The organism is Blautia sp. JLR.GB0024 (genome assembly GCF_037000545.1).
GTDB lineage: Bacteria > Bacillota > Clostridia > Lachnospirales > Lachnospiraceae > Blautia > Blautia celeris.
Genome location: NZ_JBANBF010000007.1, coordinates 221,406 through 247,819, shown reverse-complemented (window position 1 = coordinate 247,819; position 26,414 = coordinate 221,406). Strand labels below are relative to the sequence as shown.

Sequence of the window (26,414 nt, the reverse complement as noted above, 5' to 3'; positions counted from 1 at the left end):
TCTGAAATTCTCCTTCTCCAACCGGGGTATCTTGCCTCTGTTATCTCTTCCTTTTCCGGCATACTGCCCTTGATACGGCTAACTCTATGATAACATATACAGAGCTTATTTTCATCCGATTGCGTTACATTTACCAATGAATATTCTTACGGTTCTGCTGTCTGTTTTCCCCATGTTTAAACTGTATTGTGTTCCCACACCGGAAGATGACACAATATTCAATATAAAGTCAGCTAAATGGTTTTATTATATAAGTCTTGACTTTGTGCAACTAGTTGCATATAATGAATAGGTAACCAGTTGCATATCGGAGGCGTGTTTATGAACAGAACAGAAAAAGAAGAGTTTATAATCGGAAGTATTTCTTTGCTTTCAAATAAAATAACACTGTTTGGGGATTCTATATTCCCTGATATCACTTTCAAGCAATGGTTCTTGCTGATGATGATTTCTAAAATGGAACTCCAGGATAAGAATCTCAATAATATTGCTGAATTTGTAGGAACCACAAGACAAAATGTCAAAAAAATGCTGGTGCCATTGGAAAACAAGGGATATGTGATGATTGGAAAATCCAAGAAAGATGCGAGGGCTTTAAAAGTTGAACTGACAGAAAAAGCATATCAGTATTTTGCTGAAAATAATGAACCCACTGCTTGTGAAGCCAACCGATTATTTTCATCATTTTCAGTCAATGAAATTGACAGTTTCATTTATGCTCTTGAAAAATTACTCGGTTGTTTTGAAACTTATGGGAAGGACAGGTAAAGATATGGATAATACGAAACCAATCATTAAGTATTTAGATGTACTCATAATTCTGCTGCTGTTGATTGTAACAATTTTAGGTGTATGTTCTTTTCATACTTCATTTTCCTATGAGTTTGTGAATCAATATGGCCAGAAAGTACAAATGTGGGGAGCCGGTATCTATGCTCATGATTCTTATTTTAAAGCACCTATTTTTATTGGCTCTGATTTTACAATCCTGTTATTTGTTGTTCCGCTGTCAATTGTCACTTTTTTTAAAGCAAAGAAAAAACAGAGTATGGAATATGATATACGCAGTTTTGGAATTGTCAGTTTGCTGCTTTACTATTCTGCAAGTCTGGCCTTTGGTGTTACCTATAACCGTTTACATTTAATATATATCGCACTATTTGGTATGTGCTCTTTCAGCGTAAGTGTATTATTTGCAAAATTTCATGCAGCCGGTGTCCGGCAGGGAAAGGTCTGCTCATATCCTTTTACAAAAGGAATGAAGGTATTTTTACTGGCGGCAGGCATTTCACTGTTTGCTGCATGGCTTCCCGATATTATAATATCCATTGCAAAAGGAACATCGCTGGAATTGATTGAAGTATACACAACGGAAATCACATATGTACTCGATATGGGCATTATAAGTCCCTTAATATTCATTACATATTATTTAGTCAGACATGGAGATTTTATCGGATATGTTTTTCTCCGAATGATCTTTAAAATATGTATGTGTATTGGTATTATGCTCCCTGTTCAGACTTTTTTCCAACTGTCCGCAGGTATTTCAATACCCATACCGGCCTTAATAACGAAATGCCTTACCTTTGTTGTCATGGCTTTTTTTGCCGCTTACTTTGATTATCGTCTAAAACGGGAAACACAATATATTTCGTCAGCGGATAACTATAACGAAGGAAGGCATTAGCCGTATCTTAAGGATCTGACGCACCGGAGGATAGATTCCGGCCTGCAGTGTGGATTTTCCTCCCCGGCGGGAATAATGTGGTCAATAAAATACGATACCGCTTAATGTTTATTCTTTTTCCATTTTGCGTAACCGGCAGCGTTTTCTATATTCCGTTGGAAGCATCTGTGTCTGCTCTTTAAAAGCCTGCGTAAATTTCCCCTGATTCACATACCCTACCTGCCCGGCAATATCCGCCATGCTGTCATCCGTCTGAGAAAGCAGGAGCATGGCCTGGCGGATGCGGTACTCTTTCATATAAGCAGCTATGGGTTTCTCATACACAGCTTTGAAAATCTTTTTCAGGGTGGTGGTATTGATCAGATATTTTTTTGACAATTCCTCTATGGTAAATCGCTTTGATAAGTCAGCGGTTATAAAATCATGGATTTCCCGGATCAGAACCGTTAATTCTGACTGATAAGATGTCAGCCTGTTCACATGGGACGGTTTAAGCTGCTCCAGGTAAAGTAAAAGCTCCAGCATTTTGATCCTGTAGTAGGAAGGCAGCAACTTTTGGGGAACTTCAAAAAGGCAGGAAAAAATGCCGGAGATTTCAGGACTTGCAGGCAGGGACAGCGGTGTCTGCCCGGGACAGAGCTTTTTCAAAAGTGCCCTGCCATTCAGGCCGGCATCCTTGAGCAATTCCGGAACATGATCTTCCAGAACTTCCATATCAAACAGAACGGTAATCCCTTCATAACCTCCCAGGGGCAGAGTGATCGTGGAATCAGCACAGCAGTCCATTGTGTGGATTTCCAAATCACCGGCACCTAAAAAGACAGAAGAACCGTCCCTCATATCCCATCCGATCCTTCCTCTATGGCAATAATTCACCTCCAGAACATCAGAAAACAGCTCATGGTGCATGGTGAACCTTTCAGAATGAAAATGGATAACTGACAATTCAATCCCGGGAAGGACCTCTAAACTATCTTTCATAATCTCTCCTCTTTCCCTCGTATTCTCAGGCTCAATTCTACCATATGGTTTTTATTCCGTCACCTGATTTTTATGAGAAAAAATATAATATTAATCCAATCGGAAATACTTTTTACCCAAATGGAAGGATGACACCGGAATCAGTTGACCAAACAAAGCCGCTGAAATATAGTAGGAACATAAAGTTAGAAGACGCTAACATAAGGAGAAACGAAATGACTTTAAAAGAACTGAAGATTGGAAAAACAGCCATTATACATTCTGTCGGCGGAAGCGGGGCGCTGCGCCAGCATTTTCTGGATATGGGACTGATTCAGGGGACGGAGGTAACGGTTGTCAAATACGCACCTATGGGAGACCCCATCGAATTAAAGCTCCACGGATACGAACTGACCATCCGGCTTGATGACGCGGAAAAAATCCAGGTGGAAGAAATCCACCGCACTTCTGAAAAAGAAGAGGAAAAAATAAAGATCACGGAAGCACCCCATCCCGGATACGGAGAAGGCGGAAAATACCACGTAAAAGAGCAGGAAAATCCCCTTCCGGACAGTGAAATCCTTACCTTTGCGCTTGTGGGCAACCAAAACTGCGGCAAGACCACCTTGTTTAATCAGCTGACCGGCTCCAATCAGCATGTGGGAAATTTTCCCGGTGTTACCGTAGACCGAAAAGACGGGGTGATAAAAGGCCATAAAAACACACGGATCACAGACCTTCCGGGTATCTATTCCATGTCGCCTTACAGCAGCGAAGAAATTGTGACAAGGGAATTTCTGTTGAAAGACAGACCCAAAGGAATCATCAATATCGTGGATTCCACCAATATGGAGCGCAACCTGTATCTGACCATGCAGTTGATGGAATTAAACATGCCCATGGTCGTAGCGTTAAACATGATGGATGAACTGTTGGAGAACGGAGGTTCCGTGAAGGTCAATGATATGGAAGCATTTCTGGGTGTGCCGGTAGTGCCCATTTCCGCATCTAAGGGAGAAGGCATCGAAGAACTGGTAAAACATGCAGTCCATGTTGCCAAATATCAGGAAGCTCCTGCCAAAACAGATTTCTGCGCAGACACCGGAAGCGGCATTCACAGAGGACTCCACGCAGTGATGCATCTGATCGAAGACCACGCCAGGACCGAAAACATTCCCATACGTTTTGCAGCCAGCAAAATCATGGAAGGCGATAACCGGATTCTGGAGCAGCTTGATTTAAGCCAGAATGAAAAGGAAATGCTGGAACACATTGTGATCCAGACAGAGGAAGAGACAGGGATGGACCGCGCCTCGGCAGTGGCGGACATGCGTTTTGCCTATATTAACCGCGCCTGTGACACAGCAGTCATGAAACCAAAAGAAAGCAGGGAACGGCTGCGGAGCAAAAGAATGGACCGCATACTTACCGGAAAATACACAGGGATTCCCTCTTTTATCGGAATCATGGCTGTGGTCTTCTGGCTGACCTTCAATGTGATAGGCGCATGGCTTCAGGGTGCGCTGGAAGCGGTGATCACATGGATGACACAACTTGCAGACAGCGCCATGACGGCAGCACACGTAAATGAAGCTGTACACTCTCTTATCATTGACGGTATCTTCAGCGGTGTGGGAGGCGTGCTAAGCTTTCTTCCCATCATTGTGACTCTGTTTTTCTTTCTGTCCCTTCTGGAGGACAGCGGCTATATGGCAAGAGTTGCGTTTATTATGGATAAGCTTCTGCGTAAACTCGGCTTATCCGGCAGAAGTATCGTTCCCATGCTGATCGGATTCGGCTGTACGGTTCCCGGCGTGATGGCCAGCCGGACTCTGTCTTCAGAGAGAGACCGGAAGATGACCATTTTACTGACCCCGTTTATGAGCTGTACTGCAAAGCTTCCCATATATGCGTTTTTTACAGAGGCATTTTTCCCGGATCGGGCAGCGCTTGTAATGATCGGATTGTATGTGTTCGGGATTTTGACAGGCATACTGATGGCATTGCTTTTTAAGAGTACCATGTTCAGGGGAGAACCGGTTCCTTTTGTGATGGAGCTTCCCAATTACCGCATGCCGGGAGCAAAAAACGTGGGACAGCTGCTCTGGGAGAAAGCAAAGGATTTTCTTGAAAGGGCTTTTACCGTTATTTTTATTGCAACCATTATCATCTGGTTCCTGCAGAGCTTTGATATGAGTCTGAATATGGTCTCAGACTCCAAAGACAGTATTCTTGCTGCCATTGCCGGTGTGATCGCTCCTGTTTTTTCACCCCTTGGGTTTGGAGACTGGAGGATTTCCACAGCTCTGGTCAGTGGATTTATGGCAAAAGAAAGCGTTGTTTCTACACTGACCGTTCTTTTTGGCAGGACAGATATGCTGCTCGGCACACTGACAACCGCAGGCGCAGCTGCTCTTCTTGTCTTCTGTCTGTTGTATACGCCGTGCGTAGCGGCGGTTGCCTCCATCAAAAGGGAACTTGGCGGAAAATGGGCCTGTGCAGTTGTTGCCGGGCAATGCGTGATCGCCTGGATTGCGGCACTGCTTGTACATATAGCGGCCGGAATGTTTTAAAAACCGGCGGTAGTCGCAAATCAGAATAAACCTTTATAAAATAGCAAAAAGCTGCCGCTCTTTTTCGGAGAGCCCGGCAGCTTTTTGCATGTCATCTCATTGTCCGCCAAACGGTGTTTGAAATGGGGAAACGGTTAGCTTCTCTTACTCAATCTGCCAGTTCAGCGCAGCGCAGGCATAGATGGATGCCGCTATGGGAAGCGCTTTATCACTGAAGCAGACTTTTGGATTATGATGCGCATAGGATATAGCAGTCTCCTCCTGCTTTGCTCCCACCATAAAATAGGAGGAGGGTACTTTTTGTGCGTAGAATGCAAAATCCTCGGAGCCCATGGTATGAACATCGGGGAAAATTTTCAGCTCCGGAGACATTTCCTTAAACGCTTTGGCAAAATGTTCATTTTGTGATTCCTCACAGTTGAGGACCGGAACATCACTGAGCACTTCAATTTCAGCCCGGACACGGTAAGTGGCCGCTACCCCGCTGACAACTTCTTCAATGCGCCGGATCATCTGTACATGCGTTTTTTCATCAAATGTCCGGAGCGTACCCTGGAGGACTGCCTGCTCAGGAATCACATTCGCTGCATTTCCGGCGGTAAACTGTCCGATCGTCAGCGCCGCCTCTTCCGCAGGATCACACTCACGCGCCATCAATTCCTGCAGAGCCAGGTAAATGTGGACTCCTGCGTTGATAGGATCGATACCATTCTGCGGCATGGCTCCATGAGTTCCCTTTCCTGTCAGTATGATCTTAAATCCATAGACAGAAGCGTATTCCTGTGTTCCATATGCCACAACACCTGCCGGAAATTCGGAGGCTACATGGAGACCAACCGCTGCATCCACTTTAGGATTTTCCAATACACCGTCATGTATGGCTGCCTCTGCCCCGAGGAAAGTTTCTTCCGCAGGCTGGAATAAAAGCTTGATGCATCCTTTCAGTTCCCTCTCATGCACTTTCAGCAATTTTGCTGCTCCCAGAAGGGCTGCTGTGTGCAGATCATGACCGCAGGCATGCATATTCCCATTCTCTGAGGCGTAAGGCAGTCCTGTCTCCTCCTGCATAGGCAGCCCATCCATATCTGCCCGGAGCATCAGACACTGCTCTCCCTTTCCCAGACATCCCACAACACAATTTCCTTCTACTTTCGTCTCAAAAGGAATTTGAAATTCCGCCAGCTTTTTCTGAACAAAGGCACTGGTCTTTGGAAGTACAAGACCGATTTCCGGTATCTTATGCAGCTCATGTCTCCATTTTGTCAATTCCTCCTGTATTTCCATGGCCTCCTGAAAAATTTTTGTATTCATTTGCATTCTCCTCTTTTGGGTTTTAAAAGTTTATCTGTTATGTACGACTTTATAAAGTAGTATACAATAACCCGCTTAAAAAGCAAGCGCTTTTCAGCGTTCACTTTTACCTAACTAATTTTATCCATTTTCATTGACAAACTGGATAATTTTGGTATAATATAATAATAACAGTAACAATTATCATTTATCAAAGGAGGTTTCCATGAATCATTTACCAAAGAGTGTGCGTGTCCCCATCGAGCCGGATAACCCATCCATTATGCGTGACGAATCGCTGTGCATAAAATGCGGACAGTGCAAGAACATCTGCACAGATTATATAGGTGTTCATGATACCTACGAATTAGAAGATACGAACAACCGGGCAGTCTGTATCAACTGCGGTCAGTGCGCAAATGTCTGTCCTGTCTCCAGTATCACCGAAAAATATGAATACCAGGATGTAAGAAATGCAATCGCTGATCCGGATAAAATTGTCATTTTCAACACCTCCCCCTCCGTAAGAATCGCTTTAGGGGAAGAATTTGATCTGTCCGGCGGAAGTTTTGTACAGGGAAAAATGATCGCTTTACTGCGGAAATTGGGTGGTGATTATGTATTGGACACCAATTTTGCAGCCGACCTGACAATCATGGAGGAAGCCAGTGAGTTAATTGAGCGTGTTACAAAGAAGACTGCGCCTCTCCCCCAGTTCACAAGCTGCTGCCCTTCCTGGGTAAAATACGCAGAAACCTATCATCCGGATATCCTGGCACATATCTCTTCATCCAAGAGTCCTATCGGTATGCAGGGTCCCACAGTCAAAACTTATTTTGCGAAAAAAATGGGGCTGGACCCGGCAAAAATCGTCAATGTAGCTGTCACCCCCTGTACTGCCAAGAAATTCGAGATCCGCCGCGGGGAAATGAACGCAGCCTCCAAATATCTTGATATTGAGGATATGCGCGATATGGACTATGTGATCACCACCAGGGAACTGGCAAAATGGGCGAAGGAAGAAAACATTGATTTTGCGTCCCTGAAAGACTCAGACTACGATTCCTTTATGGGGGAGGCCTCCGGCGCAGGCGTCATATTCGGAAATACAGGAGGTGTCATGGAGGCTGCTCTGCGCACTGCCCATCAGTTCATTACAGGCAATCCCGCCCCTGCTGATTTTTATAATCTAAAACCCGTCCGCGGTATGGAATCCGTAAAAGAAGCAGAAGTGACCATCGGCCCGCTCAAATTAAAAGCTGTTGTCATCTTTGGCACAAAGGCAGCCACAGAATTCATCCGAAAATGGCGCAGCAGCGGACAAACCTATCATTTTATCGAAGTCATGACCTGTCCGGGCGGCTGCATCGGCGGCGGCGGCCAGCCAAAGGGAACGTTGTTAAAGGGAGACGAACTGCGCAAAGAACGGATTGCCGGATTATATAAGCGCGATGATGAGATGAAGCTGCGCAACAGCCATGACAATGCTGAAATCCAGCAATTGTATCGAGAATTTTACGGCCAGCCGCTCAGCAGGCTGGCAGAAGAAATGTTACATACAAACTATATAGACAGAAGCAAAGATCTGGGAGGAAAAACAATGGAGAAATATCGCTGTAAAATCTGTGGTTATATACATGAAGGACCATTAACAGAAGGCTTTACCTGCCCTGTGTGCAAACAGCCGGCAACCGCATTTGAAAAAATCGAAGAAAAACAGGCTTCATCCGAAAATCCTTATGCCGGAACGAAAACAGAGAAAAACCTGATGGAAGCTTTTGCCGGTGAAAGCCAGGCACGCAACAAATACACCTATTTTGCCAATATTGCAAGTCAGGAAGGCTATGACCAGTTATCGGAAATCTTCCTTAAAACGGCCCGCAATGAACAGGAGCATGCCCGGATCTGGTATCAGGAGCTGGGGCATCTGGGACACACCGCCCAGAATCTGCTGGCAGCAGCCGAAGGAGAAAACTATGAATGGACGGACATGTATGACCGCATGGCAAAAGACGCCGAAGAAGAAGGCTTCCCGGAATTGGCAGAACGATTCCGCAGAGTAGGCGCAATCGAGAAGTCCCATGAAGAGCGTTACCGTGCCCTTCTTAAAAATGTAGAGATGCAGCAGGTATTTGAAAAAGGGGAGGAAACCATGTGGGAATGCCGTATCTGCGGACATTTGGTTATGGGGAAAAAGGCACCTGAGGTATGCCCTGTCTGCAAGTATTCACAGAGTTATTTTGAAGTAAGGAAAGAAAACTATTAATATTGGCGCCTCCCCGTACTCCCGGGGAGGCGTCTTATCCTTAAATAAATGTGCGGTATTCTAATATCTCATATCAAACCCTTCCACAAGACGCCCGGCATATATCTTTCCTGCCTCCCTGAGTGCAGGCAGCATATAATCCTTATTGAAGCGAATCACCGGAACACGGTCATAAGCCCGCATTCCCATATGCTTGAGTGCTTCCTCCATATTGTGAAGGCATTCCACAGCCCCAAGCCCGGTTCCTCCTGCACAGGCAGCCAGGAAGCATCTCTTTTGGCTTAAATAGCCGTTATGCGCCGTTTCACATCTTCTGAGGCGGTCCACAAATGCTTTCATGACCTCTGTTGTATCATGCCAGTAAACGGCAGTGATCCACACAATACCGTCTGCCTCTGCCAGTTTTTTATAGGTTTCCTCAAAATCATCCTTTATAATGCAGACGCCTTTAGCCCGGCAGGCACCCCAGCCATTGCCGCAGGCGCGGCAGTGCTCCAGCTTCAGTCCATTTAAATAGATTTCCTCCACATCCGTACCGTTTTCCCGGATTCCCTCAATAAATGCATCCTTTGCCGACGCGGTCAGCCCGTCTGTATTTGCACTTGACCATACAACTGCTATGGACATATCTTATCCTCCTTATTCATTTTGCTTTCTCTACAAAGCAGTTCCCTTCTTTGGCACGAAGAATCGATCCATGGAAATGCCCTCGTGTGTCAGCAATGCTATTTTCTTATCTATTCCGCCGGCGTAACCCGTCAGGCTGCCGTTTGTGCCAACCACGCGATGGCAGGGTATGATAATGGAGATGGGGTTATGTCCCACAGCTCCGCCTACAGCCTGGGCAGACATCCGGTCCAGCCCCAGACTTTTTGCTACCTTCCCGGCTATTTTTCCGTATGTAGTGACCTCACCGTATGGGATTTCTGTGAGAAGCTCCCATACAGCTCTGCGAAATTCACTTCCGGCAGGCGCCAGATTTAATTCCCTGATCTGCGGTTTTTCTCCGGCAAAGTAACGGTCCAGCCAGTCTTTGGCCTGTACGAGAACTGCCAGATCATCGCATTGTTTCATTTCTTCTTTCACAGATGCCAGATAGTATTTTTGATTTTCTATCCAAAGACCAGTCAGTGCCTCGTCTTTCGCCGCTATCATGATCCGTCCCACCGGTGAGTTATATTCTGTTGTGTATATCATATTTTTGATTCCTTTCTTTACTTTCATTCTATATCCTTTTACCGTTCTGCGTCAAGAAATGAACACAGGAAAAGCTCATCTTTTCTGTATTCGGATAAGGAGCAGCAGCGAAAACAAAAATAGTATCGACAGGCTCAAAAAGCACCATAACCTGCCGCCGGATTCCGCACTTTCGCTCAGCCCAAATAAATACAGTGTATCTCCTTCGCTCAGAACATCCATTTTGCACAGTGCAAAATATCCGAGTGCCCACAAGTACCCAACAACCACATTCTGACATATCTGTGATACAAAAAGTCCGGAAATTCCCAGAAAACAGGAAAGCAGGATCACCACAGATACAAACCTCCAAAAAGGAAATTCACAATGGTTCAGCCACATCATGAAAGCGAATCCGGATACCATGGAGGAAACGAGAAAAAACGCAGACAGCAGACGGACAAAAACTGTCTTTTCATACGTCCATGGTTTAGACCAAATCAATTCCTTAATTCCCAGGCTGTATTCCCATCTCGTAACCGGAACAAACAGTATGATCCCAATAAGGGATACCGACTGTTCCAGACATTGGGCTGACTGTATGCTGTCCAGGTTTTTCACGCCTCTTATTACCGGAATGCAGAAAAGATACAGGAGTACAAGTATCACACTATTTTTGAACGCCAGTAAAAAATCTCTTTTTAAGAATCCCGTAATATCTCTGCCCTTGATACCCACGATTGCATTTCCCCTTTCTTTTTCTCTCGTAAATGACACAGGAAAGCAGTATAAAAATAAAAGTAAAAAATAGCATGATTCCTCTGTTCACCCACAGGGTTGTAAGGTTTTGCCTTATCAGTTCAGAACCACGCAGTGTATTATGGCGTATCATCAATGTAAAATACCCTGTATCTCCCCACAATCCGGTCATACCGGTATCCATAAACCACCATACGGTCTGGACCAAAACAGCAGTCGGGGCAGATGTAAGGATCGTCAAAAATGTTCCCAGCGATAGGACAACTGCCGCTGTGGGCAGCAGCCACCAGAGAATATATTTTACAAAAGCAAGCGCATCTATTGAAATCCCGGATTCCGAAAAGTATTGCAGGAGCGGCAGCAGGGATTCAAAGCTCAATAAGAATACAGGCAGCATACACGCTGTCAGCATAGCCAGAAACCTTGCCATGACAAGTTTGGCAGTACCGAACTGCCTGCTGTCAATCAGCTCATTCATTTTATTTCTTCTGTCCTTCATCCAGAACACAACAGCCACAAATACAGGATACAGCCCCAGAGACCGCGTTATATAATCACAAAATAATCTTGCAAAAGCTCTGCTGACTTTATCCTCATAAATCGTCTTACGGTACTCTTCTGCTGCTTCTTCATAATTCATTTCTGCCTGCCCATAATACGTCAAAAGCATATCCATGGAGTAATTAGAACCTCTGCCGATCATATCCTCCGCTTTTTTCATAAGCTCTTTAAATCTGTCATAGGATACCTGTGGAACAAAATGTTTTGTCTTATCCTCTGCCTCTTGTATACGTTCTTCTTTTTCCCCTGCCTCTATGGTTATGGTTCCGTTTTCATCCGGGTTATCTTCTTTAAAATGAACGATATTACCGTTTACATACGGGAAATAATCATCCGGAAGATTCCAAAGATTCTCTTCGTCAAGTCCTGTTATCTCACATAATATTTTTAATATTTCATCCTGTTCCGCGTCATCTAAGACAACTTCTTTATAGTACCCAAAAGGATACACCGCATAAGAATTTTCACGGTACTCCATCAGCAGATGGTCTGTTCCGCCAAGCATAACGGTATCCGGCACCTCCTTCCTCTTCCTGCCGAATGATCCTGCATTTTTATCCGGTTTTTCCAGAATGGAGCCTCCAGTGATCTGTGACTGGTAAGAGGTATCCTTATCTTTGGAGGCGAGAATTTCCTTATCTGTCGCATGATAAAAATTCTGATACCATCCGAAAACAAGCAGAAATAAAAACAGACCATACACAACACTAAAACAAATTCTCTTCAACTCTTTGAAGTACAGCATATCATTCTCCCTCCCCGCATTGTTTCAGCAGATACATGTAACTGTCTTCCACTGTCGGTTCACACAAAACATGTGTTACAGCGGGTATTGTGTCGGAAAGGAACCTGCACAGGATATCAGGACCATTCTGCTGCAGATGAATCACTTTATATTTCTTTTTAAAATCATTTATTTCCCCGGGCTTTATTTCCGTCAGATATACGTTTCCCTCTGAGAGCCTCCGCATTTCAGCAATACTTCCTTCAAACATGACTTTTCCATGGTCCAGTACCGCCGTTCGGGAGCAGGCCGCCTCAATGTCACCGGCAATGTGTGTTGACAGAAGTATGATTCTGTCCTTTGCAAGTTCGGAAAAAAGATTATAAAACCGTATGCGTTCTTCCGGGTCAAGACCTGCTGTCGGTTCATCGGCAATCAGTATTTCCGGTTCATTCAGCAGCGCCTGCGCAATGCCGAAGCGTCTTTTCATACCGCCGGAAAGGTTTTTAAACTTTTTATTTTTCTCTGATTCCAGGTTCACTTGTTTTAAAACCGTATCTATTCTCTGTCTCCGCACTGCTTTCGGTAATTCAGCTAAAATACCCAGATAATCCAGCGCAGCATAAACCTTCATGGATGGGTAAACAGAAAACTCCTGGGGCAGATATCCTACTATTTTTCTGATCTCTTTTTTATTTCGGATATCCATATCATTTATTGTCACCGCTCCTGCTGTAGGTTCTGAAATGGTGGCAAGAATGCGCATGAACGACGTTTTTCCGGCTCCGTTGCTCCCCAGCAGGCCATACATGCCTGCGGGAATCCTGAAAGAGACATCTCTTAAAACTTCCTGTCCGCCATATTTTTTGTATAAATGTTCGATTCTGATTTCCATAAAAAAACCTCCTTACGCTTTGTATAAGGAGATTTTTTCATAGAAAAGTCAATTTTTCGAAAAGTTCTATTGCTTTTTGATTTTAATTATGACACTGGCACCGTCCGGGGAATTTTTCAAATGTAAGCTGCCGCCCAGTTTCCCGCAGAGGATTTTGCATATTGACAGTCCCAGTCCAAAATGATCTGCATTTCTTTTGGAAGTGTAGAACAGAGAAGCGGCATGCTCCAGTTCATCCTGTGAAAAACCGTTTCCGTTATCCTCCATGACAAACGCGATCGCATCCTCATGCTCCGTGATGGTCAGCAGAATTCTGTCTCTTGTAAACCGTAAGGCATTATTGAACAGATTTTCCAGTACTTTAAACAGCATATTCTTATCTGTGTATATCACTTCCTGTTTTGCTTTATTATCCAGCACAAAAGTGATATTTCGCTGTTCAGCCATAAGTGAAAAATCTTTTTCCAGACATGACACCAGCTCCTTCATGCAGACAGAAGATTTTTCAATCTCTATTTCTTCTATTTTTTCAATGTCATGGATACAGCTTACATATCTTTCAAGGCGTTCTGTTGACTGCATCATGTTATGAAGCGTCATTTCTAATACTTCTTCGGTCAGCTGCTCTCTAAGCATGGTTTTAGAGAGATAATCCAGATATCCCTTGATTACCGTAATCGGTGTTCTCAGATCATGGGATACGGAAGCTGTCAGAGCCTTTCTGTCCTGCATCGCCTCCCACATCCTCTGATTATTTTTGTACAGCTCTTTTCTCATACTTTCAAAGGTACTGCACAGCATACCCAGTTCATCTTCCGCATGGTAATGCAATTCAAAATCCAGGTTTTGGTCAGCTATATGACTGATCCCCCGCTTCAGGATTTCTATGGGAACGCGCAGCTTTACCTGATAATAAAAAACGGCAACTGCCAGGGAACCGATGGCCACATACAACACCGGCAGTGCTGCCATGAGAAACGTTATTACATTATATCTCAATTGATTTTCCGCCGTCAGTTTTCCATATACATACTGATCCGGTTTTACGATATATTGCAGTGAATCACCTTCTTCCTTTTCGCCGGCTTCATACTGTATATCCGAATTTCTGATGGTGATGGGCCTGGTATTTAAAATTTTCTGATTCAAATTCAGCAGTAAAAAGATGGTCATAACAGATAAAGCCGCTACCAGAATAATACTGACGGCTGATATAGATAAAAGTGCTTTTTTTAATGACATTTTTTGTATCATTCCGTTTAATTTTTCCATCGGTACCCCACTCCCCAAACGGTATCAATATAAGTTTTATCGGTATATTCGGCAAACTTTATCCTGATCTTCCTGATATGTTCTTTGATAACACTGCAGTCACCCTCCGCGTTAAATCCCCATATATGTTCATAGATCCGTTCTTTATCAAATACCTGTCCCGCATTCCTGGATAGCAGCTTAATGATCTCAAATTCCTTATTTGACAGTTCTACAGGACTTCCCTTGATATAAATCTTTCTTTTACCGTAATCAATCATCATTTCTTCTGAGAACCTGCCCTGTGTTTTTGTGTGATATCTCTCCTCCCGCCGTAAGTGTGCTGTCATTCTTGCCAGCAGCTCATCCATGGAAAAAGGTTTTGTGATATAGTCATCACCGCCCGCAAGCAGACCGTTTACCTTATCCTGTTCGGTTATTCTCGCTGTCAGAAACAGAATGGGGCAGACAACAAATCCTCTGATCTTTGCACATAGATCCAGCCCGTTCATGCCGGCCATATTAATATCCAGAAGAATCATATCCGGCTCACAGGAAAGCTTTTCCAGTCCCTGATCTGCATTTGCCGCTGTATAGACTTTATATCCCTCTGACTGAAGCTGCAGCGCCAGCATATCTAAGATTGACTGCTCATCATCAATCAGTAATATTTTGTATGTTCTGCTCATATTTATCACATTCCTTTTCTTATAAATGATAACCTGACTTATAACACAGAAAAGTCAATTTTCAGTCAAAATAAAAAAGTTCCGTACTTGTTTTGCTATTACCTGTTGTGATACAATTGCTGTATAAAATTAAAGGGACAGGGATTCTGCATATGGAACTGTATACAGCAAACGAAACGGAATGGGAAAAAGTGAGGGATTTTTATTGGCAGCTGATTGATTCGATGGACTCTGCCTTATATAAACCGGGATGGAAAAAGGGGATTTATCCATCGGATGAACTTCTGATGCGCTCGATCCGCGGGAAAGAATTGTATGTACTTCTCTCCGGCAGCACTTATGCGGCTGCAATGATCTTAAATCATAAAAGTACAGAGGGATATGAAAAAATACAGTGGAGTATTTCCGCCAATCCCCGGGAAGTAACCGTAGTGCACGCACTGGGTGTACTTCCCGCTTTTCAGGGACAGGGCATCGCGAAATTCATGGTACGGGAAGCCATTCGGACTGCCGGGGAAAACGGCCAAAAAGCAGTCCGCTTAGACGTGCTCGGCACCAATATCCCTGCGCAGAAACTTTACAGCAGCATGGGATTTCAATATAGGGATACCATTCAGTTGTTTTATGAAGACACCGGATTGACGGACTACATGCTCTACGAATATCTGTTATAGGAAACTTTCGTATATCGGTTATTTTTATTCCAGCCTGCTCTTCACCTTCCGCTTTCTCCCGGTTACCAGCCTTTGCAGTTCCCGGTCAGCCCGGTTTGCATAGGCATGGGCCCTGGCCTGTATTAAAATCTTCCGCCCTTCCGGGTTTCTGGTATAAATAAGCTTATAACTTCCCATTGTCTTTTTCATACACTCTGAAAACAAAAGGGCATCTTCCCTTGACTTTGCAAAGATTTCCGGCACACAGAAATATTTCATCATTCCCACACCCGCGTGCCTTCTGTACAGCAGATAGCGCTGGTTATCCACTACACCAAAAAACTCTTCCACACAGTTTGAAAAAATATCTTTTTCCCGTACGCTTCCGCCCTTTAGATATACTTCATAAAACGCGCCGTTTAAGTCACTGGCTTCCACCCGCGACGCTGATAAAATCAGCCCTTTATACTCCAGGGACTTAAGCACCCCATTTCCAATGAGCTGTAAATATCGAAGCGGCGTCAGATATTTTATCCCTTTCCACACCAGAAAAATCATGCCTATTGAGAGAAACAGCATAGCAGCAAGATACAGGAGCAGGGAAAAAACATCTTTTTTGCCGGCACTTTCTCCCCATATATGGATGCCCTGGATAATAACCATAGAAGCTACATCCAGAAAGACCAGCCCCATAATATTGAAAAATACAGCTTTTGTCTTTAACCTTCCCTGTTCCACTTCCACTTCATCCATGACCTCCATACCGTCATACATCAAGATGGCATCCTTCCATTTCTGTCGCAGCCCCTCACGGTTCCCGGCCAGTTCCTCCATTTTTTGATTGATCACCAGAACTCGTTTCCTGTCAAAAGGACCTTGGATAATATCCAGACGCTCCATACCGTCCTCAATACTGGTCCCATCATAGCTGACCCCGATAAATCCCTTCATACGCCGTTTTAGTGTGGCAAAGTCCTCCGACAGCATTTCTTCATCGCATCCCAGCCTGCGCATTGCACGCACTTCTTTCTGGTTTTCAATGCAGACCAGATGCCAGATATTGCTTGTCTTTTCCGGATTGCCCTGCATCACACGAATCGCTCTTCCGCGCATTTGGTTGCTTAAAATATAGGAACCCACAAAACTGGCCAGAATCAGGGAATTGATTCCCGGGGAATCCCATCCTTCTCCCAGCAGTGACTTTGTGCCAATTAAAACCTGCACATATCCTGCTTCAAAAACCTGTGTGATCCATTTTGTCGTATCAGAGGTTCTGCCGCTGATATCTATCTGGGCATATCCCGTCGGATTGCCTTCCCGGTCTGCGAACTCCCTGGCAGACATACTGCAGTTTTCGGTGCTTCCCCGCAAAAGGGCCTCCAGGCAGGGAAGCGCTGTGACCGGAAGAATGATCATGCTGCCGCACAAAACCCCCAGTCTGCAGTCCGGTGCCGCTTCCCTGCGAAGCATCTCAAAAATGGGAACTACGCCGATACTTTTGACCTCCGCATCCGGGTTTCCAATGATTGTTTTAAATTCCTTCCGTATGTAATCGGTAAGTATCAGCATCCGCAGCTCTGATTTCATGGACCTGAATTCTGTTTTCACAACTGCCTTGATACTTTCCAGCTTTCCCAGACTGTTTGTGAGTAATTTCTGTATCCCACTGTTGAATACAAGACCGACTCTCTGCCGTACAAGGAACTGCTGCTTCTTCAGCTGTTTCGTAAGTGTTTCCCGGTAATACGCATCGCATACAAAACTGTCTTTGTCATCAAACAGCAGCTTCTGCAGTAATATTTCCATCCAGTGCACATCCATTTCCGGAAAATTCCTGACGCCTAAAAGCTTTTTCCATCTTGTATCAAAAGGAATCCGGGCTGCGGTATAAAAAATCAGCATTGCGGATACATACGGCGGTTCCTCCAGCATCGTTTCCGCATATGTATCATAATCCAGCATCTTCTGATGGGAAGCCATGATATTTAAAAATTCACGGTCTGCCATCAGGCTCTGAAGCAATGATTCCGCCTGGTTTCTGAAGTCCCTGACTTTTTCTTCCTCCTCACCGGTAGGAAAATTAAAATAGACATAATCCTGATGCGGGCATAGGCTCCCTTCCCGAACCAGTTCCGGAACAATGATCTCCTCATCAATCGGTCCGCAGAGCTGTATATACCGTTCCCACTGGGACGGCGTGGAATCATAGGGCGGTGTTGCCGTCAGAGATATGACCTTCACCCCGGCGTTTTCCATCTCATGCATAAAATGTTCCAGCGCAGCCCACCATTCGCTGCGCAGATGATGGCACTCATCCAGGCAAATCACCCGTATCCCGGCTGTCCTGACTGCCTCCAGCAGATCAAATCCGGAAAAATCCACAGACTGGCTGCCCCCCGCCGTATCTTCCTCCTGCAGCTCACCCTTATAACGGTTCATTCCGCTGTACAGGGTCTGATATGTTATGGAGGTCACCAATCCCGGAGACTTCAGATCATTTGACAGAATATTTCCGTGTTCCGCATCTTCTGTCAAAAACGCCTCCCGAATACGTTCCAGCCATTGTTCCCGGATAACAAGCCTGGGCGACAGGATAAGCGCCGGACACCCCAGTCTCCTTATAAGCTCAATACCAAGGGTTGTCTTCCCTGACCCCGGAGCCGCCACAATATGTATTTTTCCATCCTGAAGATATGTATCCGCATGTTTTAATACCCGTTCCTGGTAGGATCTCCAGGAACCTTTAAATTTGAAAATATTGTCATAAACATTCATATAATATATTTCTGCTCCTGCTTATTTTTCAGTTTTCTTCCTGTTTCTGGATTATGGCGTGTTCCTCCTCTTTGCCGTTCAAGATGCAGGGGAGCATAACTGAATGGATTCCTCTGATCAATGTATCATCTAAATCAAAACAAACCAGTTTTGTTTTCATAATATTCATCCTTTACCCGTATTTTTCCATACTCTGTCAAATATAAGCATATAGCATTTTTCCTATCAGTTCTTCCACTATATTAACAGCCTTTAGAAAAACTTATCATTTGTCTTTAACTGTAAATTCTAATGTGGATTCTGTCAAGTAATCCTATAAAGTATTACGGATAATGCAGTCTTGTAAAATACCTTGACAAATTTCCTCATTGTTGTATACTCAATATTGAGTATATGAATCGGAGGTAAAGAAACTGTGACAAAGTTACTGGTACTCGGCTTATTAGAGGAACGCCCTATGTCCGGCTACGATATTCAGCAAAAGATAAGCATGGCAGATGCTGAAAGATGGGGCGGTGTATTGGTTGGTTCCATATATCATGCGTTAAAAAAACTGGAACAGGATAACTATATTGAGATAGCTGATGTGGAATACACGGGCCACCGGCAAAAAGCTGTATATAAAATCACAGATAAGGGAACAGCTTATCTGCAATCCTTAATATTTGATGCACTGGGCGCTTCCTCTGTCCTATATCCTACAACACTGTACAGCGGATTATCTCTCATCGATAAAATCCCCCGCGAAAATGCCCGGCAGGCCCTGGAATCACAAAAAGAGAAGCTGCAAATGGAATACAGCGAACTGAAACAGGGGGAAAAGAGTAACGAAAATGCTAATGAACCGATTTCTCCAATCTCCAGGATCACTATAGAAAACATGTTTGCCATTATCCGCAGGCAGCAGCAGTTTATTGAAGAAATATTAAGGGTATTAGAGGATGAAAGTCAATGAAAAGCATACTGCTCCTATTGATGGGATGTATATTATTATTTGTACTCACGATCATTACAGGCAAAATCACTTTTGCCCATCAATATAAAATCCGTTCAAAAACAGGGATTCAAAGATCTGAATATATAACCATAGGCAAAATAAAACAGTACATACAAATCCGGGGACAGGATAGTTCCAATCCGGTTATTCTTATGCTGCACGGAGGGCCAGGCAATCCGATGGCATATTATTCCTATGATTGGCAGGCAGAGCTGGAACAGGATTATACCGTGATCCACTGGGACCAGCGGGGCTGTGGAAATACCTTTTATCAGAATAAAACAGCCGCAAAACCTACTCTGGATTTACTGCTGTCGGACTTAGATGAGCTTGTCGATCATATTCGTTTGGAGTTTCAAAAAGAAAAGGTTATCCTCATGGGGCACTCGTGGGGAACCTTTCCCGGTGCTATTTATGCGGGTCAGCACCCTGAAAAGGTATTGGCCTGTATTTCCGTCAGCCAAATGCTGGATTTTAAAAAATCAGAACAGGTATCCGCACAGGAAGCCGTCCACTTGGCTTATGCAGCGGGCCGCCCTCAGGATGCATATGAAATAGAAAAAATGCTTGAACCGATAATGAAGTGCCGAAAATTTGATAAACCGGAAGCAGCAAAACTGCTGAAATTCCGTCAGTTAAAAGAGAAGTATCTGCCTTCCCAATACAGCAGTAAAATGCTCATCCTACAGCTTTTTTCTCCGTATATGACCTTCCGAAATTTAAGATGGATGTTCAGTTTTGGCAGTCTCATTGCAGCAAACAGTGCGCTTTATGAGACACTTTTAGCGGACCAAAAATCAACCATGTACGATTATACACTGCAGTATGAAACTCCGGTTATCATCATTGCCGGTGACTGCGACTGGACAACACCTTATCCTATGGCAGTTAAATATTTTAATGCTATTTCCGCACCTTATAAGAAATTTATAACAATAAGGAACACCGGACATATTCCATTCATTGACAGGAAAAAAGAGTTTTCTGAAACGCTGTCAGATGCATTATGCCATGTCATACACCACCCATAGACAGCCTGCTTTTATTTTACCTCAATAGAACCTGCGCCTCCGCTTAAGATTTCCGATATATCCGATGGGGATAAAACAACTTTTTGCACCTCTTCATACAGATGCCGAAAGAATTATGTAGCGAGAACTACAGATAAACAAGACAGGAATCACCGAATCAATTAACAGTAGAAACGGTGATTCCTATCTTCTTTTTAAATATTATTGCCGTCTGATACACATTCAACAATAACATCTGTCTTTCATTAATATTAAATCTTTCTCAAGAAAATTTCGATATAATCTTTTATTTTTTGATCGATCATAGGCCAATCATATTCTTGTATTGGGAAGATATCGCTATCTTCCATAACTCTTTGTACTGGTATGGAAATTCCAGTATTCCATTCTTCGTCATATGGTACTACATTACATTGAATTGTGTCTAAAGCATTTGCGATTGTATCATTAACCATTGCTTTATAGCTTTTTAATGCCCAATCAGACCCACCACCATGCGAAATTATTCCCGCGGGCAGTCCATATAATTCAGACTTATATGTATTATCTTTCCACCAATGTAAAAAGGTGATCTGCTCCATTTTCTCCAGCACCATACTAAGTTTGGCAGGAATGGGAGCATAATGAGGTGAAATAAAAAAGATTCCGTCTGACCTGGTAATTTTATTGTAAATCTTATTGAAATCTGAATCAGCACTACATCTTTTACTACTAAAACATTTACCACATCCAATACACGGATGCAAAGTATAGTCTCTTAAATCGATTACTTCACATTGTATTTCTTTACAATTCAAAAATTCCGCTATTTTGTTGCATAGTAATAGTGACATGCTGTTCTTTTGGGAATGTTGAATATTGGTTGCTGATATACTTAGTATCTTCATTAGTAGAATCCCCTCTTTACATCTTTTTATTATTGGCCTTTACTCAGGCTTTTTATATATCAATATATCTGATATGTCGCAATCCAAAGCAAAACATATTCGACATAGAACACCGAAATCAATTCTTACCGCTTCGTTTTTGTAAAGTTTATTTAATTGCTTCCGTTCTAATTGTGCTTTAAAACATAATTTATTTTTACTTAAATTTCTCTTTTCGAGCATTTCATCAATCTTCACTTCAATACTTCCATAATTCTCCATATGAGCAATCTCCTAAAATAATTTCTGGAATTCGTCCTGAAGATACTCATATAATCCGAAAAACTCCATTCTTGAATTTCTGTTTCTATCTTTTACTATCTTTATTATACATTATCACACACAATCACTGCAATCCTATTCTTCCATCTACAACTGTCTGCTCAAAAATCGGATGGTTCAGGCGCAGCGTGCTGTGCCACACTGATAACCCGCTGTTGTCTCTTGGAGATAATTGCTGCCTAACGGCAGGTTTTCTCGAACTCTTTTGCAACATCTTCCAGGAGATTCCTGATCTGCAGATGCTGCGGACAGGCATCCTCACATTTTCCGCATTTTACGCAGTCAGATGCTTTTCCGTTTTTCTTTGTGTGGACGTTATTGTAATAATAATCCGCGTTCCAGTCATGATAGAGCTGTTTTGTATTCATGCAGGCAAACAAATCAGGGATAGATATATGTTTCGGACATCCATCTGTACAATACCGACAGGCAGTACAAGAGATCAGATTCATGGAGCGGAAAATATTCCGTACTTTATCCACTGCGTCCATTTCTTTCTGGGAAAGAGGCTGAAACTCTCTCATGTAACTGATGTTGTCTTCCAATTGGTCCAGGGTGCTCATACCGGAAAGCACCATCATCATACCGTCAAATCCGGCTGCATACCGGATTGCATAGCTGGCCGGACTGCCGCCCTTTAACTCATCCAATACGGCTCCGGCCTCATCCGGCAGATTGACAAGATTACCGCCCTTTACCGGCTCCATAACGATCACCGGCTTTCCATATTTGCGGCAGACCTCATAGCATTTCCGGCTCTGTACTGCAGGGTCATCGTAATCCAGGTAATTGAATTGTATCTGTACGACTTCAATCTGCGGGTATTCCGTCAGAATCTGTTCCAGCACATCTGCATGGTCGTGGAAGGATATGCCGAAATGGCGGATTTTTCCCTCTTTCTTTAGTTCCAATGCCGTTTCATACGCATGGCAGCGTTTGAATTTTGCAAAGTTTTCCGCACTCTGGGCATGCATCAGATAAAAATCAAAATATTCCACGCCGCACCACGCAAGCTGGTTTTCAAAAAACGGCCGGATCTCCTCTTCCTTTTCAAAGAAAAACGTCGTCAGTTTATTGGTAAGGATATAGCTGTCCCGGGGATGCCGGCTGGTCAGGCAGCTTTTTAGTGCCAATTCGCTTTTGCCTCCCAGATACCCGTGTGCCGTATCAAAATAGTTAAATCCGGCCTCCAAAAAAGTGTCCACCATCTCTGAAAACTGCCTTTGGTCCACCTCCCCGTCAATCATGGGAAGCCTCATACATCCGAAGCCAAAATTTTTCTTAATATTATACATCAGCAAATCCTCCTGTTTTTTAACATACTGCAAACTTGACATTCTGCATTTCCATTGATATCATTTGCATTGTACTCTCCGGTAGCTGCTACCGGTCAATAGCTTTTTTAAGTTTTCCTATTTTACGGAGGTTATCATGTATACAATGAAACAGGCCTGTGAGAAAACAGGCATGCATTATGAAACACTGAAATTCTATTGCAATGAGGGTCTGATTCCCAATGTAAAACGTGACAAGACAAATCGCCGTGTCTTTGATGCGCATGATATTGCATGGATCAAAAGCCTGACCTGTCTGAAGAAATGCGGTATGAGCCTGAAAGAAATGAAAGAATATCTCGCTCTGTGCCTCCAGGGGCAGTCTTCCATACCTAAGCGGAAAGTCATTCTGGAGCAAAAAAGAAAAGACCTGCTCCTCTCTATGCAGGAACTTCAGGATTCCATTGACTACATAGATTGGAAACAGACCTTTTATGATGATGTTATGTCGGGCAAAACCAAATACAACAGTAATTTGATTCCCGCTGAGAATTAAATCTGACAGATCAGGCAGTCCGGAGCAAAACCTTCACATGGGTTTTAAATTCTTTTCCAGCCTCTCAGTCATCCACGCCAGCCGTTTGACGCGTCCGGCCTCCGTCCTGGCATCCAGATATGCTCTGGTATAGGTCTTCTGCACTGACGGGGACATATTCAGGAAGTTTGCATATGCCTGTTCATTTCCTTTCAGCAGTTCCGCCACAGAGTCTATCTGCTCTTTACCTATAACCACTTTTGGGGCAGTGCCCTCCCACTGCCCGTTTTTCTTTGCTTCCTCAATCTTTGCTCTTCCGAAATCCGTCATCAAACCGCGTTTTTCAAGAGCCTCTGCCAGCGCCTTATTTTTTTCTGACCATTTGCTGCCGCTTCTGCGGGCAGAAAAGTATTTCACATAAGATTTCTCATCGACCCGTTTCATAAGGCCGTCAATCCAGCCGAAACAAAGAGCCTCTTCCAGTGCTTCTCCGGCTTTGACGGTTACCAGCTCCTTCGTTTTTCCGAAAAGCAGCCAGACGCCGCCGCTGGTCATACAATTGTTTTTCAGCCAATCCCTGAACTCCTCACGTGTCTTAAAAAGTATAGGTTCGCTCATAATGCAGTCTCGCTTTCTATAAGATACCACAGTTCCAACATCAAAAAGTCATACCGGCTTTTCCTGTATAGGACCGGGTTCTGAATTTCTAATATTCTTCATTGTATCATAGACGGTCTGCAAAATCTATACAAAGCACTGATGCATCCGCTTTATTCCCATTTAAAGTATCGAAAAGCTATCCCTGTACAGAGTACCGCGATCACGATCATAATGAGGACCGATACCGTCACATTTTCTGTGCCCTGCCCAAGAGATGCTGCTTTCAGTAATTTTATCCCCTGTGCAAGAGGCAGGATATTGGCTGCCTTCTGCATGGCTGCCGGCATAACTTCATAGGGAAGTGTTGCCCCGGAAAATATCAGCATGGGGAAGTAGAGAATACTGGCGATCACACCCGCTATTTTCGTATTCGGCGCTATGCCTCCCACCATCATGCCAATACTGAACATGGATACCAGCACCAGCAGGTAGCCTCCCAGAAAATGAAGCACTGACCCGTTAAACCGATACCCGAAAAAGAGCGCACCTGTAAGATACAGCAGCAAAAAAGAAACCACTGCATACAGGGTATAAATGACTACCTGCACAAACAGGATCATGGCCGGACTGACCGGGGTGACCTGATAGCGCTTCAGAATCTTTTTACTCCGGTAATCCGAGACCACCAAGGGCAGTCCCATTACCCCGCCGGCGCAAATAGATATAGTGGCAATGGCGCCAAAGGATTGTTCCAAAAAGGTATAGTCTGCCCCCGGATAGGCCGGCTTTTCTCCGTATATGATTCCCAGTATCACCAACACCACAACAGGGACACAGATGGCAAATATGAACATATCCATTCCCCGCAGTGATAATTTCAGTTCTGTCTTAAGCATGGTTCTAAATGTTTTCATTGGCCTGTTCCTCCTCGTCTGTATACCAAAGATAAGCGTCCTCAAATTTCTCATACGGGCTTTTTTCTATCGCCTCTGAAACTGTTCCATAGAAAACGATCTTTCCTCGTTTCAAAATACAGATACCGTCACATAAAGCTTCCACTTCATCCATGAAATGTGAAGTCAGAAAAATGGTCAGACCTTTTTCTTTCAGGTCAGAAAGTATTTTCCATACCTCCCGCCGTGCTTTTGCGTCCAGCCCGGTTGTCAGTTCGTCCAAAAAAACTACTTCCGGATCAGGTATCAGCGCAAGAACAATAAACAGACGCTGCTTCTGTCCTCCGGACAGATCTTTGACAGGGCTGTTCTTCTTATCCGCAATTCCAAACCGAGCAAGCAGTGCAAAGGGGTCAGCGGCTTCTTTGTATAATGAGGCAGTCACCCGGCACAGCTCTGCCACTGTGATCTGCTCCTGATAACTGCTCTCCTGGAACTGTACCCCTACCCTTTCAAAGAGTTTTTTCCGGTCCTTAAAAGGGTCTGCTCCCAGAATGCGAATCGTCCCTGTGTCGGCTTTTTTCGTTCCCAGGATACATTCGATCGTGGTGGATTTTCCTGCGCCGTTTGCTCCGAGCAGGCCAAATACCATTCCCCTGTCAACGGACAGACTTATGTTCTCCACTGCATGCAGCTTACCGTAGGATTTGGTGAGCTGTTCTACTTTGATTACTTCCTGCATATCTTTTACCTCCTTGTTTTATCAAGGACAAGGATATCACAGGAAAAAACATTGGTGGTTAAATGGAGGGTTCAGAAAATCTGATTTTCATTTCCGTGAGCTTCTCCATTATTTTTTCCGCATTTAACTCTGCCGCGGTGAGGGAGGTCACCAGTTTATCGCACACTGTAATGATCTCGGTATCCTCCTTCGGTGTATCCAGCGCTTTCTTGATATCTATCCCCGGATTTTTTGATACCTGCCCGAGCATGGTCAAAATAGCTTCCAGCGAATAGTTGGCACACCGAAGGGAACGGATAATCTTCAGGCGCTTGATATCTCCATCTGTATAAACGCGGTACCCGTTCTGCCTGCGTCTGACTGTCAATAGACCGTTCATCTCCCAATTTCTCAGGGTATCCATGGAAACATTTAAGTATTCGGACACTTCCTTCCGTTTCATGGTGTGCAGATTTTCTTCTGTTCTGCCGTCTAAAATCTGCTCAGCGATCTGGGTGGCCTCCTCCGCGTTGGCAATCTCCTGCCGAATCTGCAGCAGATATTCCCGTGTGAGTTCCAGTGCCTTCTCATAATCACCTGCCGCAGACACTTTTACCATCTGTACTATTTTCTTCCGCAGCCCGTTCTGCAGCACTTCGATCTGAAATGCGAGACGGGCAAGGCGGAACTGCTCTATGTGAAGCTCTGTAAATACTCTGTAGCCATTTGGAAGCCGTCCGGGTTTTGGAATCAGCCCCAGTTCTTCATACAAACGCACCGTATTGGGATGTACGCCGATGATTTCTGCGATTTCCGAAGTCCTGTATGTGTTCATTTTTTTATGCCTCCTTACAAAGACTACCGTAACATAGATATCAAGTCTGGTGTTATAG

General features: G+C 44.0%; 26 protein-coding genes. 8 read left to right on the top strand and 18 right to left on the bottom strand.

Annotated elements, in window-relative coordinates; genetic code table 11:
- The first annotated feature begins 321 nt into the window (after window positions 1-321).
- Together V8Q34_RS17295 and V8Q34_RS17290 are read left to right on the top strand one after the other, a co-directional pair.
- A complete protein-coding gene (locus V8Q34_RS17295) occupies window positions 322-768 on the top strand; it encodes a MarR family winged helix-turn-helix transcriptional regulator (RefSeq protein ID WP_052098935.1) in 447 nt (148 codons plus the stop codon).
- A 4-nt stretch (window positions 769-772) separates the two neighbouring features.
- The gene (locus V8Q34_RS17290; protein WP_103733096.1) at window positions 773-1,690 is read left to right on the top strand and encodes a hypothetical protein; all 918 of its coding nucleotides are present in this window, start codon (window positions 773-775) and stop codon (window positions 1,688-1,690) included.
- A gap of 108 nt (window positions 1,691-1,798) precedes the next feature.
- On the opposite strand, the gene V8Q34_RS17285 is transcribed toward V8Q34_RS17290, so the two are convergent.
- Window positions 1,799-2,671 (bottom strand): helix-turn-helix domain-containing protein, encoded by an 873-nt coding sequence (locus tag V8Q34_RS17285; RefSeq protein WP_227210495.1) that lies wholly within the window; start codon window positions 2,669-2,671, stop codon window positions 1,799-1,801.
- Window positions 2,672-2,886: 215 nt separating this feature from the next.
- Here V8Q34_RS17285 and feoB point away from each other — a divergent pair, with 215 nt between their 5' ends.
- A complete protein-coding gene (gene feoB, locus V8Q34_RS17280; protein WP_227210494.1) occupies window positions 2,887-5,223 on the top strand; it encodes a ferrous iron transport protein B in 2,337 nt (778 codons plus the stop codon).
- 144 nt (window positions 5,224-5,367) lie between these two features.
- On the opposite strand, the gene V8Q34_RS17275 is transcribed toward feoB, so the two are convergent.
- Entirely contained in the window at window positions 5,368-6,534 is a 1,167-nt protein-coding gene (locus V8Q34_RS17275) for a M20 metallopeptidase family protein (RefSeq protein WP_148393649.1), read from the bottom strand.
- 205 nt (window positions 6,535-6,739) lie between these two features.
- Here V8Q34_RS17275 and rbr point away from each other — a divergent pair, with 205 nt between their 5' ends.
- Entirely contained in the window at window positions 6,740-8,779 is a 2,040-nt protein-coding gene (rbr, locus tag V8Q34_RS17270) for a rubrerythrin (RefSeq protein WP_335835969.1), read from the top strand.
- 60 nt (window positions 8,780-8,839) lie between these two features.
- Here rbr and V8Q34_RS17265 read toward each other — a convergent pair whose 3' ends face one another.
- From V8Q34_RS17265 to V8Q34_RS17235, 7 genes are all read right to left on the bottom strand, one after another.
- Window positions 8,840-9,406: a flavodoxin family protein gene (locus V8Q34_RS17265; protein ID WP_033139539.1), complete on the bottom strand. Its 567-nt coding sequence runs from the start codon at window positions 9,404-9,406 to the stop codon at window positions 8,840-8,842.
- A gap of 30 nt (window positions 9,407-9,436) precedes the next feature.
- Complete coding sequence (locus tag V8Q34_RS17260; protein ID WP_335835987.1) at window positions 9,437-9,976, bottom strand: methylated-DNA--[protein]-cysteine S-methyltransferase; 540 nt, start codon at window positions 9,974-9,976, stop codon at window positions 9,437-9,439.
- A gap of 75 nt (window positions 9,977-10,051) precedes the next feature.
- Complete coding sequence (locus V8Q34_RS17255) at window positions 10,052-10,576, bottom strand: hypothetical protein (RefSeq protein WP_335835968.1); 525 nt, start codon at window positions 10,574-10,576, stop codon at window positions 10,052-10,054.
- Between the two features lie 49 nt (window positions 10,577-10,625).
- A complete protein-coding gene (locus V8Q34_RS17250; protein WP_335835967.1) occupies window positions 10,626-12,020 on the bottom strand; it encodes an ABC transporter permease in 1,395 nt (464 codons plus the stop codon).
- Window position 12,021: 1 nt separating this feature from the next.
- Complete coding sequence (locus V8Q34_RS17245; RefSeq protein ID WP_118594163.1) at window positions 12,022-12,894, bottom strand: ABC transporter ATP-binding protein; 873 nt, start codon at window positions 12,892-12,894, stop codon at window positions 12,022-12,024.
- Window positions 12,895-12,960: 66 nt separating this feature from the next.
- On the bottom strand, window positions 12,961-14,166 hold the full coding sequence (locus V8Q34_RS17240) for a sensor histidine kinase (RefSeq protein ID WP_335835966.1): 1,206 nt from the start codon (window positions 14,164-14,166) through the stop codon (window positions 12,961-12,963).
- The gene (locus tag V8Q34_RS17235) at window positions 14,154-14,834 is read right to left on the bottom strand and encodes a response regulator transcription factor (RefSeq protein WP_033139535.1); all 681 of its coding nucleotides are present in this window, start codon (window positions 14,832-14,834) and stop codon (window positions 14,154-14,156) included. The genes V8Q34_RS17240 and V8Q34_RS17235 overlap by 13 nt, the downstream gene beginning before the upstream one ends.
- Window positions 14,835-14,986: 152 nt before the next feature.
- On the opposite strand from V8Q34_RS17235, the gene V8Q34_RS17230 reads away from it, so the two are divergent.
- Entirely contained in the window at window positions 14,987-15,508 is a 522-nt protein-coding gene (locus tag V8Q34_RS17230) for a GNAT family N-acetyltransferase (RefSeq protein WP_033139534.1), read from the top strand.
- 24 nt (window positions 15,509-15,532) lie between these two features.
- Here V8Q34_RS17230 and V8Q34_RS17225 read toward each other — a convergent pair whose 3' ends face one another.
- Window positions 15,533-18,262 carry a DEAD/DEAH box helicase family protein gene (locus V8Q34_RS17225; protein ID WP_335835965.1) on the bottom strand — a complete coding sequence of 910 codons (2,730 nt, stop codon included), beginning with the start codon at window positions 18,260-18,262 and terminating at the stop codon, window positions 15,533-15,535.
- A gap of 28 nt (window positions 18,263-18,290) precedes the next feature.
- A complete protein-coding gene (locus V8Q34_RS17220) occupies window positions 18,291-18,422 on the bottom strand; it encodes a hypothetical protein (protein ID WP_255786172.1) in 132 nt (43 codons plus the stop codon).
- 255 nt (window positions 18,423-18,677) lie between these two features.
- On the opposite strand from V8Q34_RS17220, the gene V8Q34_RS17215 reads away from it, so the two are divergent.
- Both V8Q34_RS17215 and V8Q34_RS17210 read left to right on the top strand, forming a co-directional pair.
- Window positions 18,678-19,217: a PadR family transcriptional regulator gene (locus tag V8Q34_RS17215; RefSeq protein WP_227210481.1), complete on the top strand. Its 540-nt coding sequence runs from the start codon at window positions 18,678-18,680 to the stop codon at window positions 19,215-19,217.
- Window positions 19,214-20,290: an alpha/beta hydrolase gene (locus V8Q34_RS17210; protein ID WP_335835964.1), complete on the top strand. Its 1,077-nt coding sequence runs from the start codon at window positions 19,214-19,216 to the stop codon at window positions 20,288-20,290. The genes V8Q34_RS17215 and V8Q34_RS17210 overlap by 4 nt, the downstream gene beginning before the upstream one ends.
- A gap of 251 nt (window positions 20,291-20,541) precedes the next feature.
- On the opposite strand, the gene V8Q34_RS17205 is transcribed toward V8Q34_RS17210, so the two are convergent.
- The 3 genes from V8Q34_RS17205 to V8Q34_RS17195 all read right to left on the bottom strand — a co-directional run bounded on the left by V8Q34_RS17205 (window position 20,542) and on the right by V8Q34_RS17195 (window position 22,793).
- A complete protein-coding gene (locus V8Q34_RS17205) occupies window positions 20,542-21,177 on the bottom strand; it encodes a flavodoxin family protein (RefSeq protein WP_335835963.1) in 636 nt (211 codons plus the stop codon).
- Between the two features lie 39 nt (window positions 21,178-21,216).
- Complete coding sequence (locus V8Q34_RS17200; protein WP_033139530.1) at window positions 21,217-21,438, bottom strand: helix-turn-helix domain-containing protein; 222 nt, start codon at window positions 21,436-21,438, stop codon at window positions 21,217-21,219.
- A 239-nt stretch (window positions 21,439-21,677) separates the two neighbouring features.
- Entirely contained in the window at window positions 21,678-22,793 is a 1,116-nt protein-coding gene (locus V8Q34_RS17195) for an aldo/keto reductase (RefSeq protein ID WP_335835962.1), read from the bottom strand.
- A 136-nt stretch (window positions 22,794-22,929) separates the two neighbouring features.
- Between V8Q34_RS17195 and V8Q34_RS17190 the strand changes: the two genes are divergently transcribed.
- Window positions 22,930-23,328 carry a MerR family transcriptional regulator gene (locus tag V8Q34_RS17190; RefSeq protein ID WP_148393631.1) on the top strand — a complete coding sequence of 133 codons (399 nt, stop codon included), beginning with the start codon at window positions 22,930-22,932 and terminating at the stop codon, window positions 23,326-23,328.
- 33 nt (window positions 23,329-23,361) lie between these two features.
- Here the strand turns inward: V8Q34_RS17190 and V8Q34_RS17185 are convergent, their stop codons facing one another.
- The 4 genes from V8Q34_RS17185 to V8Q34_RS17170 all read right to left on the bottom strand — a co-directional run bounded on the left by V8Q34_RS17185 (window position 23,362) and on the right by V8Q34_RS17170 (window position 26,356).
- A complete protein-coding gene (locus tag V8Q34_RS17185) occupies window positions 23,362-23,925 on the bottom strand; it encodes a YdeI/OmpD-associated family protein (protein ID WP_148393630.1) in 564 nt (187 codons plus the stop codon).
- A gap of 152 nt (window positions 23,926-24,077) precedes the next feature.
- Entirely contained in the window at window positions 24,078-24,821 is a 744-nt protein-coding gene (locus V8Q34_RS17180; protein WP_054353646.1) for an ABC transporter permease, read from the bottom strand.
- A complete protein-coding gene (locus V8Q34_RS17175; protein WP_103731868.1) occupies window positions 24,808-25,542 on the bottom strand; it encodes an ABC transporter ATP-binding protein in 735 nt (244 codons plus the stop codon). Before V8Q34_RS17175 ends, V8Q34_RS17180 begins: the two co-directional genes overlap by 14 nt.
- Window positions 25,543-25,600: 58 nt before the next feature.
- Complete coding sequence (locus V8Q34_RS17170; protein ID WP_033139525.1) at window positions 25,601-26,356, bottom strand: MerR family transcriptional regulator; 756 nt, start codon at window positions 26,354-26,356, stop codon at window positions 25,601-25,603.
- Window positions 26,357-26,414: the final 58 nt, after the last annotated feature.

Excerpts from the sequence above, each read along its gene's own strand:
- V8Q34_RS17175 (WP_103731868.1), bottom strand. The coding sequence starts at position 25,542 with ATGCAGGAAGTAATCAAAGTAGAACAGCTCACCAAATCCTACGGTAAG.
- V8Q34_RS17295 (WP_052098935.1), top strand. The coding sequence starts at position 322 with ATGAACAGAACAGAAAAAGAAGAGTTTATAATCGGAAGTATTTCTTTG.
- V8Q34_RS17205 (WP_335835963.1), bottom strand. The coding sequence starts at position 21,177 with ATGAAGATACTAAGTATATCAGCAACCAATATTCAACATTCCCAAAAG.
- V8Q34_RS17265 (WP_033139539.1), bottom strand. The coding sequence starts at position 9,406 with ATGTCCATAGCAGTTGTATGGTCAAGTGCAAATACAGACGGGCTGACC.
- V8Q34_RS17170 (WP_033139525.1), bottom strand. The coding sequence starts at position 26,356 with ATGAACACATACAGGACTTCGGAAATCGCAGAAATCATCGGCGTACAT.
- V8Q34_RS17185 (WP_148393630.1), bottom strand. The coding sequence starts at position 23,925 with ATGAGCGAACCTATACTTTTTAAGACACGTGAGGAGTTCAGGGATTGG.
- V8Q34_RS17225 (WP_335835965.1), bottom strand. The coding sequence starts at position 18,262 with ATGAATGTTTATGACAATATTTTCAAATTTAAAGGTTCCTGGAGATCC.
- feoB (WP_227210494.1), top strand. The coding sequence starts at position 2,887 with ATGACTTTAAAAGAACTGAAGATTGGAAAAACAGCCATTATACATTCT.
- V8Q34_RS17235 (WP_033139535.1), bottom strand. The coding sequence starts at position 14,834 with ATGAGCAGAACATACAAAATATTACTGATTGATGATGAGCAGTCAATC.
- V8Q34_RS17240 (WP_335835966.1), bottom strand. The coding sequence starts at position 14,166 with ATGGAAAAATTAAACGGAATGATACAAAAAATGTCATTAAAAAAAGCA.
- V8Q34_RS17220 (WP_255786172.1), bottom strand. The coding sequence starts at position 18,422 with ATGAAAACAAAACTGGTTTGTTTTGATTTAGATGATACATTGATCAGA.
- V8Q34_RS17285 (WP_227210495.1), bottom strand. The coding sequence starts at position 2,671 with ATGAAAGATAGTTTAGAGGTCCTTCCCGGGATTGAATTGTCAGTTATC.
- V8Q34_RS17200 (WP_033139530.1), bottom strand. The coding sequence starts at position 21,438 with ATGGAGAATTATGGAAGTATTGAAGTGAAGATTGATGAAATGCTCGAA.
- V8Q34_RS17275 (WP_148393649.1), bottom strand. The coding sequence starts at position 6,534 with ATGAATACAAAAATTTTTCAGGAGGCCATGGAAATACAGGAGGAATTG.
- V8Q34_RS17195 (WP_335835962.1), bottom strand. The coding sequence starts at position 22,793 with ATGTATAATATTAAGAAAAATTTTGGCTTCGGATGTATGAGGCTTCCC.
- rbr (WP_335835969.1), top strand. The coding sequence starts at position 6,740 with ATGAATCATTTACCAAAGAGTGTGCGTGTCCCCATCGAGCCGGATAAC.
- V8Q34_RS17210 (WP_335835964.1), top strand. The coding sequence starts at position 19,214 with ATGAAAAGCATACTGCTCCTATTGATGGGATGTATATTATTATTTGTA.
- V8Q34_RS17180 (WP_054353646.1), bottom strand. The coding sequence starts at position 24,821 with ATGAAAACATTTAGAACCATGCTTAAGACAGAACTGAAATTATCACTG.
- V8Q34_RS17290 (WP_103733096.1), top strand. The coding sequence starts at position 773 with ATGGATAATACGAAACCAATCATTAAGTATTTAGATGTACTCATAATT.
- V8Q34_RS17245 (WP_118594163.1), bottom strand. The coding sequence starts at position 12,894 with ATGGAAATCAGAATCGAACATTTATACAAAAAATATGGCGGACAGGAA.
- V8Q34_RS17190 (WP_148393631.1), top strand. The coding sequence starts at position 22,930 with ATGTATACAATGAAACAGGCCTGTGAGAAAACAGGCATGCATTATGAA.
- V8Q34_RS17230 (WP_033139534.1), top strand. The coding sequence starts at position 14,987 with ATGGAACTGTATACAGCAAACGAAACGGAATGGGAAAAAGTGAGGGAT.
- V8Q34_RS17260 (WP_335835987.1), bottom strand. The coding sequence starts at position 9,976 with ATGATATACACAACAGAATATAACTCACCGGTGGGACGGATCATGATA.
- V8Q34_RS17250 (WP_335835967.1), bottom strand. The coding sequence starts at position 12,020 with ATGCTGTACTTCAAAGAGTTGAAGAGAATTTGTTTTAGTGTTGTGTAT.